Annotated in this window: 15 protein-coding genes; 8 read left to right on the forward strand and 7 right to left on the reverse strand. The window is 67.7% G+C overall.

The genetic code is table 11. The features are described from left to right. Positions 1–609: 609 nt before the first annotated feature. Positions 610–888 (reverse strand): acyl carrier protein, encoded by a 279-nt coding sequence (locus VT85_RS19070; RefSeq protein WP_068418942.1) that lies wholly within the window; start codon positions 886–888, stop codon positions 610–612. Positions 889–1,264: 376 nt separating this feature from the next. On the opposite strand from VT85_RS19070, the gene VT85_RS28650 reads away from it, so the two are divergent. After that, on the forward strand, positions 1,265–1,558 hold the full coding sequence (locus VT85_RS28650) for a hypothetical protein (protein ID WP_068418945.1): 294 nt from the start codon (positions 1,265–1,267) through the stop codon (positions 1,556–1,558). A gap of 105 nt (positions 1,559–1,663) precedes the next feature. Here VT85_RS28650 and VT85_RS19080 read toward each other — a convergent pair whose 3' ends face one another. Continuing rightward, on the reverse strand, positions 1,664–2,533 hold the full coding sequence (locus tag VT85_RS19080) for a fumarylacetoacetate hydrolase family protein (RefSeq protein ID WP_068418950.1): 870 nt from the start codon (positions 2,531–2,533) through the stop codon (positions 1,664–1,666). A 152-nt stretch (positions 2,534–2,685) separates the two neighbouring features. On the opposite strand from VT85_RS19080, the gene VT85_RS19085 reads away from it, so the two are divergent. The 6 genes from VT85_RS19085 (at position 2,686) to VT85_RS19105 (ending at position 9,004) form a co-directional block, all read left to right on the forward strand. After that, a complete protein-coding gene (locus VT85_RS19085; protein WP_068418956.1) occupies positions 2,686–3,945 on the forward strand; it encodes a beta-ketoacyl-[acyl-carrier-protein] synthase family protein in 1,260 nt (419 codons plus the stop codon). Between the two features lie 131 nt (positions 3,946–4,076). Beyond that, entirely contained in the window at positions 4,077–4,667 is a 591-nt protein-coding gene (locus VT85_RS28655; RefSeq protein ID WP_197490879.1) for a hypothetical protein, read from the forward strand. After that, on the forward strand, positions 4,649–4,999 hold the full coding sequence (locus VT85_RS28660) for a hypothetical protein (RefSeq protein WP_197490880.1): 351 nt from the start codon (positions 4,649–4,651) through the stop codon (positions 4,997–4,999). Before VT85_RS28655 ends, VT85_RS28660 begins: the two co-directional genes overlap by 19 nt. Before the next feature lie 157 nt (positions 5,000–5,156). Beyond that, positions 5,157–6,458 (forward strand): PLP-dependent aminotransferase family protein, encoded by a 1,302-nt coding sequence (locus VT85_RS19095; RefSeq protein WP_068422310.1) that lies wholly within the window; start codon positions 5,157–5,159, stop codon positions 6,456–6,458. Between the two features lie 125 nt (positions 6,459–6,583). Further along, positions 6,584–7,801 (forward strand): LptF/LptG family permease, encoded by a 1,218-nt coding sequence (locus VT85_RS19100; protein ID WP_197490881.1) that lies wholly within the window; start codon positions 6,584–6,586, stop codon positions 7,799–7,801. A gap of 30 nt (positions 7,802–7,831) precedes the next feature. Beyond that, positions 7,832–9,004, forward strand: coding sequence for an LptF/LptG family permease (locus tag VT85_RS19105; RefSeq protein WP_068418963.1), 1,173 nt, complete (start codon positions 7,832–7,834; stop codon positions 9,002–9,004). Between the two features lie 10 nt (positions 9,005–9,014). On the opposite strand, the gene VT85_RS19110 is transcribed toward VT85_RS19105, so the two are convergent. Further along, a complete protein-coding gene (locus VT85_RS19110) occupies positions 9,015–10,658 on the reverse strand; it encodes an ABC1 kinase family protein (protein WP_068418966.1) in 1,644 nt (547 codons plus the stop codon). Positions 10,659–10,826: 168 nt separating this feature from the next. Here VT85_RS19110 and VT85_RS19115 point away from each other — a divergent pair, with 168 nt between their 5' ends. Beyond that, on the forward strand, positions 10,827–11,144 hold the full coding sequence (locus tag VT85_RS19115; protein WP_068418970.1) for a hypothetical protein: 318 nt from the start codon (positions 10,827–10,829) through the stop codon (positions 11,142–11,144). Between the two features lie 133 nt (positions 11,145–11,277). Here the strand turns inward: VT85_RS19115 and VT85_RS19120 are convergent, their stop codons facing one another. The 4 genes from VT85_RS19120 to VT85_RS19135 form a co-directional block, all read right to left on the reverse strand. Continuing rightward, on the reverse strand, positions 11,278–11,802 hold the full coding sequence (locus tag VT85_RS19120; protein WP_068418972.1) for a TPR end-of-group domain-containing protein: 525 nt from the start codon (positions 11,800–11,802) through the stop codon (positions 11,278–11,280). 201 nt (positions 11,803–12,003) lie between these two features. Continuing rightward, positions 12,004–13,191, reverse strand: coding sequence for an ADP-ribosylglycohydrolase family protein (locus VT85_RS19125; RefSeq protein ID WP_068418976.1), 1,188 nt, complete (start codon positions 13,189–13,191; stop codon positions 12,004–12,006). A gap of 511 nt (positions 13,192–13,702) precedes the next feature. Beyond that, complete coding sequence (locus VT85_RS19130) at positions 13,703–13,990, reverse strand: hypothetical protein (RefSeq protein WP_156512954.1); 288 nt, start codon at positions 13,988–13,990, stop codon at positions 13,703–13,705. A 358-nt stretch (positions 13,991–14,348) separates the two neighbouring features. Next, positions 14,349–14,903: a DUF2617 family protein gene (locus VT85_RS19135; protein ID WP_068418983.1), complete on the reverse strand. Its 555-nt coding sequence runs from the start codon at positions 14,901–14,903 to the stop codon at positions 14,349–14,351. Positions 14,904–15,112 lie beyond the last annotated feature (209 nt).

A 15,112-nucleotide genomic window follows, 5' to 3' on the forward strand; every position in this document is an offset into this window, starting at 1 on the left:
CCGACCCCGGGTGCTTTGATGGCCGTTCCGGCGGAAGCCTCGCACCGACGTCCTCGTCGTGCCGTTCCGCAGGACATTCCTCTCTTCTAGCAACGAGCGGGCCGAAACGCCGGGAGACGAGCTGATTTTCGGCCAAACCCAAGAACCAGCTTTCCGAACGAGTCCGGAAACTCCTTTCGTCAAGCTGTTTACGTCCATCGACGCTCACGGTCAAAACTCAAAATCATCCGCGATCCCGATCTGAGCCTGGCCTAGCCTCACAGGGAGGTTTTTACAATCGGCCATGTAATTGAAACAATCGACACGCGGCCGACAATCCGCACGACCGTCGTCATCGACGGCCCTAGAGACGGCTCAGCCGATCGCGACGAGTCGTGGATTTCGCCCGTTCGAGAGGACTCGACACGGACCGTCGGGGAAGGCCGACACGTCGAGATTCGCAGGCTCTCGCATGGGGGGATGCGATCGAGCCCCAGGGCAGGATGGTGGGAAGGGAGGAAGAGGTCGACGCGACCGACGTCGCGCCGGAATTCCGCCAGATATGGCTAAGGGGCGGTGGGGGGGGCGGCGCGTCCGTTCTACCGGGGGGTCACGCCGCCGGTCACGGCTTCAGGCCGCCGACCTGGATTCCTGGACCAGCCCGCGGGCGAGGTCCGCGACGGACTTCATGTCGGCCACGACGTCGAGATCGATGCTCACGCCGTGGCGATCCTCGATCAGCATGACGACCCGCACCACGTCGAGCGAGTCGAGCGCCAGGTCTTCGAGGAGGAGGGTGTCGGCGGTGATCACCTTGGACCGCGCCTTCTCGGAGACCGATCGGATCAGGTCCGACACGGTCGCCATCGCCCCCTCGAATGTGTTCGCGGCTGCCAGCGATTGGATCACGAGAGACCTCCTGCCCACAAGGGCGACCGTCGAAACACCTGCGACTCCATCGAGAAACGCATCGCTGGTTATCGGAACCGCCGAGGCCCGATCTTGAAGCCAACTCGGCGAGCCCGACGGGCGGTCGGGATCCCGAGGAGGCGCCGCCGGGGAGGCTGAGGCGTCGGTCGCAACCCGATGCAACCCTTGAAAAAGAGACTTCTTTCGAAAGGTCGGTAGGTCGTTGAAGGGCCTCCGAGGGCTCACTAGAATGGACCCGGCTTAAGGCGAATCGAGGCCGTCACGCACTCGTGGCGAGCGGGCGCCGCAAGGTTCCGGCCACGTCGATGATCGACGTCCTCGACCGCCACCCCCCCAACGTAGGAGTGAGATCACGATGAAGATGGGATTGAAGGTTCTTCTTTCGGCCTCGACGTTCGGTCTCTGCCTCGCGATCACCGGCTGCAACACCGAAGAGGTCCCGCCCGTCGTCACGCCGCCGGCCACCCCGCCCGCCGCCACCGCGCCGGCCGAGACCCCCAAGGTCGACGTGCCGCCGGTCGTCGAAGCTCCCCCGGCGGAGACGCCGAAGGTCGAGGAGCCGAAGGTCGAGGAGCCCAAGGTCGAAGCTCCCCCGGCGGAAGCGCCGAAGGTCGAGGAGCCGAAGGCCGAAGAGCCCAAGACCCCCTGAGCTTGGGCGTCGGACTCGGTCCGCGAAGAATCAAAACCGTTCGGGGGTCGTTCCGACCCCCGAATTCCATCTCAAGGCCCGACCCGGGCGGGGGCCTCGCGAATCTCAGCTGGTGGCCTCGCCGCAGGCCAGAGCAGGATTCTCGAGCCTGCCGAGCCCCTCGATCTCGATCCGCACCACGTCGCCCGATCTCAGGGCGAATTCGTCGGGCGGGATGATTCCGGTCCCGGTCAGCAGGATCACCCCCTCGGGGAATGATTGATCCCGACCGAGCCAGGCGATCAGGTCTTCGTATCGTCGAGCCATCCGTGACGTCGAGGTCTTCCCCTCGAACGCGATCTCGCCCGACCGTCGGATCTCCAGGCGGATTTCCAGGTCGCTCGGATCGGCGATCGACGCCGCCAGGATGATCGCCGGTCCCAGGGCGCAGCAGCCGTCATAGACTTTCGCCTGGGGCAGATAGAGCGGGTTCTCCCCCTCGATGTCCCGCGAGCTGACGTCGTTCCCGATCGTGAAGCCGACCAGTTCGAGCTTCGGCGACAGGACGAGCGCCAGCTCGGGCTCGGGGACGGTCCAGCGGGCGTCGCGACGGATGCGGATCGGTTCCCCAGGCCCGACGACCCGATGGGGCGTCGCCTTGAAAAACAACTCCGGCCGCTCGGCGCGGTAGACCAGATCGTAGAACGTCGCGGCCTGGCGCGATTCCTCCTCGCGGGCCGTTTTGCTCCGTTCATAGGTCACGCCCGCCCCCCAGACCTCCTGACGGTCCATCGGCGGGAGCAGCCGGATCGAGTCGAGCTTCAAGCGGTCGACGGCCCGGTCGGCCAGCCCTGCGACCGTGGCGGCCGGGTCGACGCCGTGGAGGATTTCCGATAAACGGGAGGGCCCGGCCCCGAGCGGGGCCACCTCTCCGGCTTGCAACAGGCCCACTCGGGGCGTCGGATCGGCGTCGGTCGCGAATTTGACGAGATGCATGGCTCGGGTCCCTCGGACGGGAGAGGCGGCAAGGGGATCGGCTTGCGGACGACGCCGCCATCATACGATCATCGGGGACGGGAAATCAGCAAGCCGGCGGGCCGAGGCGACGGGACGTCGGGGATCGAATCGGTCGAGGGAGCGAGACGACGATGGCGGAACGGGTCTACGTGGTGGGGCATGGCGCGATCACCTGCCTGGGCAAGGACATGGACGCCACCTGGCGGGCGCTGATCGCCGGCGAGTCGGGGATTCGTCGGCACGCCTCGCTCGATCGCGGGCAGTATCTCCAGGACGTCGCCGGCCTGGTCGAGGACCTGGGGCCGGCCTCGCGAACCGAGGACCGGGAGTTCGCGAGGCTCTCGGCCCGGTTCCTGTCGCTGGCGATGACGGCGGCCCGCGCGGCCTGGGCCGACGCCGGGATGCCGGGAGTCGAGGACCGCATCGACCGCGAGCGGGTCGCGGTGGCCGTCGGCTCGGCGTTCGGCGGGATGGATTTCCTCGAAGCCCAGCAGGCCCGGATGCGGAAGCGGACCGACCTGTCGGTGAGCCCGTTCCTGGTCCCCGGCCTGCTGATCAATCAGGCGGGCGGGCAGATCTCCCAGCAGTTGAAGCTGTATGGGCCGGGCGTCGCGCCGGCGAACGCCTGCGCGTCGGGCGCCCACGCGATCATCCTGGGCGCGATGATGCTCAAGGCGGGCGACGCCGACCTGGCCCTCTGCGGCGCGGCGGAAAGCGCGTTCACGCCGGCGATCGTCAACGGCTTCTCGACCATGAAGGCCCTGTTCAGCCCCAAACCGGGCGACCGCGCCGAGGCGGACCCCTCCCAGGCCAGCCGACCCTTCAGCCGGGACCGCGCGGGGTTCGTCATGTCGGAGGGGGCGGGGATGGTCGTCCTCGCCACGAGGCGGGCCCTGGATCGGCTGGGATTGACCCCGCAGGCCGAACTCGCGGGCTACGCCGTCAACTCCGACGGCTTCCACATGGCGACCCCCAGCCCCGACCGCATCCGACGTTGCCTCACGCTCGGGCTGGAGAAGGCCGAGGTCGCGCCCGGGGAGGTCGACTACTACAACGCCCACGGCACCAGCACCACGATCAATGATCAGGTCGAGACAGGCGTCTTGAAGGAGGTCTTCGGCGACCACGCGCGACGGCTGCCGGTCAGCTCGATCAAGGGGGCGATCGGCCACACCCTCGGCGCGGCTTCAGCCGTGGAGGCCGCCGTCTGCCTCCGCGCCCTCCGCGATCAGATCGTCCCGCCCACGGCCAACCACCTGCCCGACCCGGAGCTTGACCTCGACTACGTCCCGAACCAGGCTCGGGCGGTGCGCCTGGACACGGTGATGAGCGCCTCGTTCGGATTCGGGGGGACCAACAACGTCCTGGTGCTCCGCCGCCCTCGCGACTGAGCGACGGCCCCAGGATTTTGGCGTTGCCAGCGAGGGCGAGGCGTGACAAACTCCGGCGCTGCCCGGTCGGCTCGGGACGTCACGGCGACGTCGCGCGGCGGCCCTGCGCGGCCAAGGACGAGGTGACGTCGATGGATCGACGCGGAGTCAAGATCCGAAAGAGGTTCCTGCGAGGGGCGCTGCCGGTCGTCCGGCTGCTCCCCCTCCCCACGGCGGCCCGGATCGTCTCGGGGATCGGGCGTTTCGAGCATCGGTGGAACAAGGGCCTGCGAGTCCGGTTCGACGAGGCCGTCGAGCGCGGGGGGCGAGTGCTGGGCTGCGATTGGGACGTCCCCGCCGTGAGCAACCGACTCGCGGGGAATCACATCCTCTGGCGGTCCCGCGACCTGCTCGTCGACGTGGCGTCCGACTCCCGCGCCCTGGCCATGTTCGACGTCGAGGGCCGCGAGCATCTGGACGCCGCCCGGGCGCTCGGCAAGGGCTGCATCGTCCTGACCAGCCACTTCGGCGCGCACATGCTGCCGGCCCACTGGCTCTATCGCAACGATTATCCGCTCCGCCTGTACATGGAGCGGCCGCGAAGCCTGTCGCGGTTCATGGCCTCGCGATTCGAACGCGAGGGCCGCTCAGCCAGGACAAGCTGTTCATCTCCCGCAAGAGCGGCCCGACCGACTCCGCCAGCAGCATCCTGCGGGCGGCCCGCGTGCTCAAGTCGGGCCTGATGCTCTTCCTCGCCGGGGACGTCCGCTGGAGCGGCCAGCTCACGGCCGAGGCCCGGTTCATGGACCGCCCCTACCGCTTCTCGACGACCTGGATCAGCCTGGGGGCGATGACCCAGGCGCCGATCGTCGTGGTCTTCTGCCGGATGGGGGAAGACTCCCGCTACCACATCGAATTCCGTCCCCATTTCGTCCTGCCGCGCGACGCCCAGGACGAATACCAGGCGGGCGCCCACGTGCAGGGCTTCCTGGAACTCCTTCAGGAACAGATCCGGCGTCACCCGGCGGACAGCAACGAGTATCTCTTCTGGGATGGGGAGGAGGCCGCGGCCTGACGCCTGCGGACGAACCCACGGCCGCTCGGGCGTGTCCGATCGGCGAGGACCCGGTCCAGGCCGCCGCGAGTGCAGGCGAGCTTGACAGGCCCTCGCCCGCCGGTAGAGTACCCTCGAACCCGTCCCGACCGCCCCTTTGAAGCCGATTCGATCCAAGATGACACGACCCATCCATCTCAGCGCGGCGACCGCCCGGACCAGCGCCCCCTCGATCAGCAGCCTGATCAAGCTCGCGCTGGAGCGTCCGCAGATCGTGTCCCTGGCGGCGGGATTCGTCGACCAGCAGTCGCTCCCGGTCGAGACCACGGCCCTCGCCGCGGCCCAGATTTTGGGAGACGCGCCGGCGGGGCGTGCCGCGCTGCAATACGGAACGACGATTGGCGACGAGGCCCTGCGGGCGATCCTGATCGAACGGCTGGAGGTCCAGCACGGGGTCCCCCCCGGCAGTTACCGGCGGGCCGTGGATCGGACGATCCTGACCACCGGGTCCGCCCAGCTCATCTACCTCGTCGGCGAGGCGCTCCTCGACCCCGGCGACGTCGTGATCGTCGAGGCGCCGACCTACTTCGTCTTCCTCGGCCCCCTGGAGACCCGAGGGGCCCGCGCGATCCGCACGCCCATCGACGGCCAGGGGCTCCGGATCGACGCCCTGGAAGCGACCTTCGAGCGGCTCCGCGCCGAGGGCTCGCTCGACAAGGTCAAACTCGTCTACACGATCCCCGAGCACTCGAACCCCACGGGGATCAGCCTGGCCGCCGAGCGTCGCAAGCCGCTGGTGGACCTGGTCCGGCGCTGGTCGGACGAGGCGGGCCACCGCATCTATCTCCTGGAGGACTCCGCCTACCACGGACTCTCCTACGACTCGAAGGAGGCCGACAGCCTCTGGAGCCTCGACTCCGAGGGGGAGACGGTGATCCTGGCCCGGACCTTCAGCAAGACGTACAGCCCGGGGATGAAGCTGGGCTACGGCGTGCTCCCCGGCGGCCTGGTGGATCCCGTCCTCACGCTCAAGGGGAACCACGATTTCGGGACTTCGAACTTCATCCAGAAGCTGATCCGTCTGGTCCTCGCCAACGGCGAGTACGACCGCCAGGTCGAGCGGTTGAAGGGCGTCTACGCCCGGAAGCGGGACGTCTTCCTGGAGGCCCTGGAACGCCACTTCGAGCCGATTCGCGACCGCGTGAGCTGGACGCGGCCCCACGGCGGGCTCTACGTCTGGATGACGCTGCCGGAGTCGGTCGATACCGGATTCGACGGGCCGCTGTTCCGACGCTGCCTCGAGCAAGACGTGATCTACGTGCCCGGGGAGTTCGCCTTCGCCCCGGAACCGTCCGCGCCGCCTCGCAACCACCTGAGGCTGACTTACGGCGTCCCCGACGAGGCCGCGCTGGCGGAAGGCGCCCGGCGGCTCGCCGAGGCCGTCCGCGAGACGCTCGATTCGCCCGAAGGGCCGGCCTGAGCGACGGACGGAGGCTCGCCCGAATCGGCCCCCGCCCGGATGCGGAGGCCGTCGGAAGACGCGAGCCGTGGAGCAGAACGAGCCCATCCCCAGGGGGCATGGACGCTGAACCGGGAGGTCTCGACTTGGGTATCCTTCAACGCTACGTCTGGGGAGAGGTCTTCCGCGCCTTCGCCATGGCGCTGATCACGATGACGGGCATCTTCGTCCTCTTCATGGTCGCCGCCGAGGCCATGAACAGCCACATGCTCTCCCCGCGAGACATCCTCCACCTGGTCCCCTTCATCATCCCGAGCACCCTCCCCTACACCACGCCGGTCTCGCTGCTGTTCGCGGTGACCGTGGTCTACGGGCGGATCGCCGGCGACAACGAGATCATCGCGGTCAAGACCGCGGGCCTCAGCGTCATGACCGTGATCTGGCCCACTATCCTGCTCGGCGCCGTGGTCAGCGTCAGCCTCTGGCAGCTCAGCCGGACCTGGATCCCCGCCAGCGCCCACCAGGCCAAGATGGTCCTCTTCCGCGACCTGGAAGATGTCGTCTACAAGTTCCTCAAGCGCGACAAGCAGTTCTCGCTGCCGGGGAGCCCGTTCTTCATCAAGGTCCTCGACGTGGAGGACCGGGTGCTGATCCAGCCCACCTTCAAGCAGAAGAAGCCGCTGCCGGACGGCGGCTACACCTACACGGGGACCATCCAGGCCAAGACGGCCCGGCTCCGGTTCGACCTGGATCGCAAGGTCGTCGTCGTCTACCTGGAGGGGGCGGAGGCGCAGAACCACGGCGGCGCCCAGGAGGTGACGCTCCTCCCCGAGAGCGGCCACACCTTCGAGATCCCGTTCCCCGAGAAGAAGGGGGAGTTCGCGGTGAAGTCGATCCAGGAGCACACCAACGCCGAGCTGAACGAGGAGTTGGCGAACGCCCGCGAGCACCTCGCGAACGACCGCAGACGCGAGGCGATCGGCGTCGGCCTGCTGTTCGCCGCCGGCAAGATGGGCGACGTCAAGTGGGGGGACGTCCACGAGGTCTTCGCCAAAAACCTCCACTGGAAGAAGAAGTGCGACGAGCTGGAGACCGAGAAGCAGCTCCGCACGTCGATGGCCTTCGGCAGCCTCCTGTTCGTCGTCCTGGGCGCGCCGATCGGGATCCGGTTCGCCAAGCGGGACTTCCTAAGCGCCTTCATGACCTGCTTCCTGCCGATCATCGGCCTCTATTACCCGCTGATGCTCCTGGGCATCAACATGGGGAAGGAGGGGACGATGGCCCCGTACAAGGCGCTCTGGATCAGCAACCTCGTCCTGGCGCTCCTGGCCGGCTGGGTGTATCCGCGGATCATCAAGTATTGATCGGCTTCCGCCGGGAGGGAGGGACGCGTCGTGCGAATCCTGGATCGACAGCGGTTCTGGGCCTTCGGGAAGGCCTACATCACCTGCTACATCTCGTTCGTCGGCCTCTGGATCGTGCTCGACGCGTTCTCGAACGTCGATGAGTTCACGAAGCGGACCGTCGGCTTCGGCCAGCTGATGTCGGCGATGGGCCGGTACTACCTGATCCGTCAGGCCGAGTACTTCGACAAGCTCGGCGGCGTCATCAGCATGATGGCGGCGATCTTCACGGTCACCTGGATGCAGCGCGCCAACGAGCAGATCGCGATGCTCGCGGCGGGGATCAGCACGAACCGGATCATCCGGCCGGTGGTCGTCTGCTCGATCCTCGTGAGCTTCCTGTCCATCGCCAATCAGGAGCTGATCATCCCCCGTTACGCCGAGGAGTTGCAGAAGTCGCACGCCGACGACGGCACCAGCACGATCGCCGTGCTGTCGACGCCCTACGACTCGCGCGGGCTGATGCTCTCGGGTCGGGAAGCCGACCGCGCGGCGAAGACCATCCTGAAGCGGTTCAATGTGACGGTGCCCGTCCAGGTGTTCGGGTCGATCCGCGAGATCGAGGGCCTCCAGGCGACGTACATCCCGCCGGAGCACCCCACGGCCCCCCTTCGCGGCGGCTGGCTGATCCGCGCCACGAAGATCTCGCCGCCGGTCCCCGAGGAGGATCTCAAGAACCCCGATTCCCCGGTCGTGATGGTTCAGGACCTGAACGGCTTCCCGCCGCCGGTCGGCGACGCGTCGAAGCTCGAAGGCGACGTCGTCTTCGTCCGGACCACCCTCTCGTTCGAGGCGATGACGCGGAAGACGAGCTGGTATCAGTACGGCTCGATGCTCGACCTCGTGCGCGGGCTCGTCGACCCGTCGACCGACCGGACCGACCGCAACTACATCGAGATGGCGATCCACTCCCGCGCCATGCGGCCGTTCCTCGCGCTGACGCTCATGTTCATGAGCCTGCCGCTGGTGCTCGGCGGCTACGGCCGAAACATGTTCATCAACCTGGGATTCGCCCTGGGCAACGCGGCCCTCTTCTACGGGTGCGGGATCTTCTGCCAGTACCTCGGCGGCGAGGCCGTGATCTCCCCGGCTCTCTCCGCCTGGCTCCCCCTGTTCGTCTTCGGCGTGGTGGCGACGCATCGCTGGGGGCAGATCCGGACCTGAGTCGCGGCCTTCAACTCCGCGACATGTTCCAGACCAACCAGAGGCTCAGGGCCAGGCCGAGGCCGTAGCCGACCTGGGCCAGCGAGGTCGCTCCGCCGCGGTAGATCAACGACGAGGCGACGAGGAGCCCCGAGATCACGATGCCGACCGCCAGGGTGTTGCTGGCCCGGGTGAGCTGCCTCACCAGCCGCTCGAAGCCCTGGAGGTCGAACTTCACGTTCAGCTCACCCCGCTTGATCGACTCCAGCGAATGGCTGAGCAGGTCGGGCAGCAGGGTGGCGATCCGCTGGAGGTCCTCGGCGGTCCCGGCCGCCTGATCGAACAGCCGCCTTGGGCTGTAACGACGGACCGCGAGCTTGCGGAGGATCGGCTCCAGCTGGCGGGCGATGTCGAACTTGGGGTCGAGGGCCCGTCCGGTGCTCTCGATCGTCACGAGGGAACGGATCAGCAAGACGAGGTCGGGGGGGATCTGGAGGTGATGGCGGCGGATCATCCCGACCAACTCGCCCAGCAGCACCCCCAGGTCGATCGACGCGAGCGTCAGGTCGCAATAGGTCTGGACCAGCTCCCCGACGTCGCGGCGGAGCTCCTTGGGATCGACCTCCTCGCCGCGCACGTCCAGGTCCTCCAGCGCCTTCAGGACCCGATCGACGTCCTGCCCGAGCAGGCCGATCAGGAGATCGGCGATCCGCTCGCGAGTCCGCAGGTCGAGCTGGCCGAACATGCCGTAGTCGAGCGGGGCGACCACCCCGCCGGGGAGCACGCGGAGGTTGCCCGGGTGCGGATCGGCGTGGAAGAACCCGAACTGGAAGATCTGCTTGATGAGGATCCTGGCGCCCGTCACGGCGACCTGCGCCGGGTCGAGCCCCATCGCGCGGAGGCCCTCGACGTCGTCGACGCGGACGCCCGCGATGAACTCCATCGCCAGCACGCGAGGGGTGGAAAGCTCATCGACGGCGAACGGGACGTGGGCGGTGCGGTCGGCGGCGAACTGGGTCTGGCAGCGGCGGAGCGTGCGCAGCTCGACGCTGAAATCGAGCTCGCGCTTGATCGTCCGCTCGAACTCCCGAACGAGCGACATCGGCCGGTACACCGCCAGGTTCGGCAGGTGGCGTTCGGCGAGCTGGGCCAGATTCTTGAGGATGTCGAGATCGGCCGCGACGACCTTGTGGAGATCGGGCCGTCGGATCTTCAAAGCGACGACCCGGCCGTCGTGGAGGACCGCCCGATGGACCTGCGAGATCGACGCCGAGGCGATCGGCGTGGGGTCGATGGAGGCGAGGCAGGCGTCGAGCGGCCTGCCGTATTCCTCGACGAGGATCGCCTCCGCCTGGGCGAACGGGAACGGGCGGACGTCGTCGCGGAGCGCGGAAAGCTCGGTGGTGTAGTTCTCCGGCAGGAGGTCGGGCCGGGTGCTCAGGAGCTGGCCGAGCTTCACGAACGTGGGGCCGAGATCCTCGCAGATGAGCCGGAGCCGTCGAGGACGGTCATGGAGCGCCACCTCCTCGCCCAGGGCGACCCGCTCCAACGGCTTGACGATGCTCTCCAGGCGGAGCGCCGCGACGACGTCCTGATAGCCGTAGCGGATCAGCGTGGTGAGGATCTGCCGATACCGGGGGAGGTCCCGGAGATGTCCGACCGTCTCTCGAATCAAAGGGTCACCCGAAGTCCGAAGGGGCCGTCCGCCGACGGCGAGAAGGACGGAACGCGTCTCGGGCGCCCCGCGAACCGTCCGCCTTGCGGTTTTCTCACAAATTGATTAAACTCTCGCTTATTGGTCGAAACGCTGACGTCGACCTAGTCCTCTTTGGGGATCTTTCGCATGCCGATCCAAGAACAGGCCGGAATTCAGGTCATCGAATCCGTCGACGACTTCGCCGAAGCGCGCGTGGAGGCGATCGGGTTCATCTTCCACGGTACAATCCCGGTCGTCAAAGGAAAGGGCTCGGCCGCGTCCAACCTGCTCCACTTCGCCCGATGCCCCCGGCTTGAGAAGATCAACGAAGAGCAGACCAAGATCTGGTTTCGCAGCGTCCGCGTGGCGCACAAGCACCTCGACGAGACCGTCGGCGCCAAGCGCTGGAAGTGGTGCAAGTACTGCGAGAAGGAAATCACCCAGCGGGTTCTCGACGAGGTCTGAGCCGCCGCGGCCGGTCGCGGTCGTCCCGCCGAAGTCTCGATGGGCGGGAGACCTGCGTCCGAACGTCCCCTGAAGGGTCGCGCCGTACTCGCTCCGCCCCCGTCTCCGTCTCCGCCCGCCTTTCGCGCCCCGCTCACTTGGACGGGGTTACGTCCTGCAAGAGGCGCTCGAACGCGGAATCGCCCCGGAGGAAGTCGAAATCGGCTTCTGCGGCGATCATGCGCCGCATCTCCGGCTTCAGGCGAAGCGCGGTCGCCAGCGCTTCCAACGCCTTCGCGGTATTGGCGGCCAGGCTCCAGTAGCAGGCCAGGTTGTAGTGGATGAGCGAGTTTTCCGGCTCTTGCCGCGAGGCTCGTTCCAGGGCGTCCACGGCCTCTGCCAAACGGTTCGTCCGCTTGTAGCACCAGCCCTGGGCCAGGGCGACCGCCACATCCTCGGGGCGTAGCGACGCGGCCGTCTCCAGGCACGCCAGCGCTTCGCGGTGCCGGTTCAGGCAGCGCAACGCCTCCCCCTTGAGGAAGTTCGCCTCGAACGTCATCAGGGGCCATTCCGACCGACTCTCCAGCACTCGCAGCGCGTAGGTCGGCATCTCCAGCATGAGATAGCCTTCGGCCTCGTCGAGTTGCCGGCGGATCTGGGATGGGGTGCTGGTACTCATCGTTTCGACGCTCCGGGCGGGAGGCGCCCCTGCGCGGGAGTCCGCCGCGAGGGACCGCTTCGGCGCGGTGGGGTGCGCCCAGGCCCCGCCTCTCAGTGTATCCTACACCTCTCGACCGGGGAAAAAAATGGGGACGAGCGTCCGCTGCACCACGACCCGGCTTCGGGGCGGCGGCCCGGCCGGACCGGGCGCGGCCTCGGTTCAGATCACCTGGTTGGCCCCGCGATCGCCTCCCTGCCGGGCCAGAGAGGCGTAGCGGGCCAGGTGGGCCCCCTCCTTCTCATTCAGGTCGAGCTCGGTGGCGATGAGGTCGGGGATGGCGAGGCCGTCGGTCGATCGCCGGGCGAGGGCCAGGGCCCGATTCTCGATCCCCTCGCGATTCTGGAGGCCTTCGAGCCAGTGCCTGGGGATGGCGTCGACGCCGTAGTGGGCGCCGGCGATGGCCCCCAGGATGGCGCCCGTGGTGTCGGCGTCGCCGCCCAGGTTGACGATCTCGATGATCGCTTCCTCGAAGGAGTCGGTGGTGAGGAGGACGTAGAGACAGGTGGGGATGCAGGCCGGGGGGAAGCCCATCGTGGGCCGCTTGCAGTCGGGCTCGGCGCCGTGACGGTTGGCCTCTTCGGCCAGGGCCGGCAGGGCCCGCTCGCGAGACGTCTCCAGCAGGGTCTCGGCGTGGGCCAGGGCCTTCGACATCGCCCGTGCGTGCTGATTCAGGGAGATGACCACCTCGGCGTAGCCGTCGGTCGTCATGCGGGCCTCGTCGCGGGCGACGTCCGACGCCAGCCAGAGCAGGAGGCTGGGATCGCGCGCCTCTCCGGCCATCATCCGGCGGACGCCATGGGCCACGGCCAGGGCGCCGCTGAGGCTGCGGACGTCGCGGTGGGTGGTCAGGCTGGCTTCCATGACCGACCTGAAGAGGCCGTCGAGGTCTTCTCCGAAATACATCCCGACCGGGGCGATCCGCATGGCGGCGCCGATCCCCGCCTTGGTCTGCCCGCTCCAACGGGGCGAGCCCCCTTGCTGGAGGTCGAGGAGGACCTGGCGGAAGCTGCGGCCGATCCCCCGGTGGACGCCCAGGAACGGACCCTTGGCGTCGGCCATCGCCAGGTAGATCTCCGCGAGACGCTCCTGGTCGGCCCGTCCACGGTCCAGGAGCACGTCCGCGAGGGCCAGCGACTGCTGGGTGTCGTCCGAGTAGAGGCCCCGCATCCGCCAGCGATACGGCTTCCGCTTCCAGGCCTGGACGCCGTCGACGTAATTCTGGACCCGACCATAATGCGTCTTGATCTGCTGGGCCGTGAGCCCTTCGAGCGGCGCCCCGAGGGCGTCGCCGACGGCCAGGCCCAGAAGGCATCCGCGGGCACGGTCGATTCGAGACGTTTCCGGCATCGTGGCAATGCTCCTCGGGTGCCGACCCGCTTTCCGTGGGCTCGGCGACGTCCCGCGTCGGGACGAACGCAAGATAACCACCTGGACCGACCTAGCCAACCGTTTTCTCGCCCCGAAGACCCCCCGGGCCTCCGCTGCGACGACGCCGTGGCAGTGCCGGCGCGTGCCCCCCGCATCACTTAGGCTCGATCCGGGCGCCGCCGATAATTCCTGGCGAATGCGGCGGTTCTTACCGAGAGGCGCGCGGGAGGCCTAGAGAGAATCGACCGGCCGGTGCGCTGGAGAGCCCCACCCCTCTTCTGTCGCAAGTCCCGTACCTCTCAGAGGCGGTGGGGGGCTCCCTCCGACGACGTCCGCGGCGGCGGAGTCCGCAACCCCAGTTATCGGATCGGCGCCCCTCCCGGAGCATACAACTGCTCGGCGATTCCAGACCCCCCGCGGAAGGCTCGGGCGCAACCGGAGCGATCGTCGCGATCCGGTGCGAGTTGATCTCCGGCCGCGCCCCACCGCCTTACTTCTTCAAGACTCCACTGACGTGGAACTCGGCGATCGAGTTCCCCGGAACGTTGCTGGGGACCACCTCGGTATAGACGTTGGCCTTGCGGCCGTCGGTGAGCACCAGGCGGTAGCAACGGTCATGGCTCAGCGATTGCAGACGCTCGGTCGGCATCTCGAAATAGCCGTAGAGCGTCTTGCGGCCCCCCTTGTGATCGTGGCACGCGAGATAGCCGTCGATCCCCTCCAGGACGACGTCCTCGCCGTCGATCAACGCGCCGCGAATGTGTTCCATCCGTTCCATCGTGAACCTCCCCGGGGCGACCCAGGTCGACCCCGATTGGGCCTTGGCGATGCGTAACAGAACTCGCAGTAGATCGGGCGCGAAGCCGGGTGTTCGGCTCCTGATCGAATGACGCTCCCCAAAGGGCGTCCTGCGTCAGACGTCCTTCACCCCGACTTCGACGCGGGTGGTGCGGCTCCCATCGTAGGTCCAGGCTGCTGAACAAGCAAGAATGGCACATCGGCATATCAGGAGGATCCAGAGTTCTCGGGCCGTCGCACGATTCGAACCATGGATGCCTCGTTTGATTGATGCTTTATTCTGCCTTCCAGAGCCTACTTTGTCAACCGACGCGCCGATGGTGCCGGCCCAAGCCCCATCAGACGTGCGGGAACGTCTCGATCAGAGATTGGGAGCGGAGGATGGCCAGGTCGTCGGGGAAGGAATGGAAGGTCTGGATCGAGAGTCCTCGCGCGATGTTCTCGACCTGGATCGTGCTGATCGGCCTGGGGGCCATGCGGTTGGTGACCGGGAACGCGTGGAACAGACGGCCGCGGCGAGGGTCCAGGATCACCTCCTCACAAAGGTGGCGGAAGACCTCCGGATCGACCCGCTCCACTTCCAGACAGGCCTGATAGACCGCGCGGCCTCCGAGCCGGAGTTCGGTCGTCTGCTCGCGGCGGACGGACGCGTTGAGGAGCAGCCCCTGGATCGGGAGCGTCGTCTCCGGGCCGCCGAGGACCTCCGTGAGCCGCACGACGGAGGAGCCGAAGACGACGACGTGGCCCCCTTCGACGATGCGGACGTCCACTTCCCAAGGACCCGCCGCGATGCGATCGTGCGCGCGGATGGAGAACCACTCGGGATGCAGCGCCCCCTGGAACACCTGGAACGTCCTGTCGGCCACCCGTGCGCCGCCGGATCTCACTCCCATGGAACCACGTCCTCCGTCACGGGCGATCCCGGATCGCCCCGGCGTCATCGATGACGACTCCGCAAAGGTCCGATGACCGGGCGGGGCTACTGAGGGACAGTATAGGTGACCTCGCACTCCCCGGCAAATTCGGCCGCCGTCGCCTCGGTGCTCTTCAACCGACGGCCCGCGCGTGCGCGATCGGATTCGTCCCCGCCTTGGCTTGACCC

The sequence above is a fragment of the Planctomyces sp. SH-PL62 genome, assembly GCF_001610895.1.
Taxonomy (GTDB): Bacteria; Planctomycetota; Planctomycetia; order Isosphaerales; family Isosphaeraceae; genus Paludisphaera.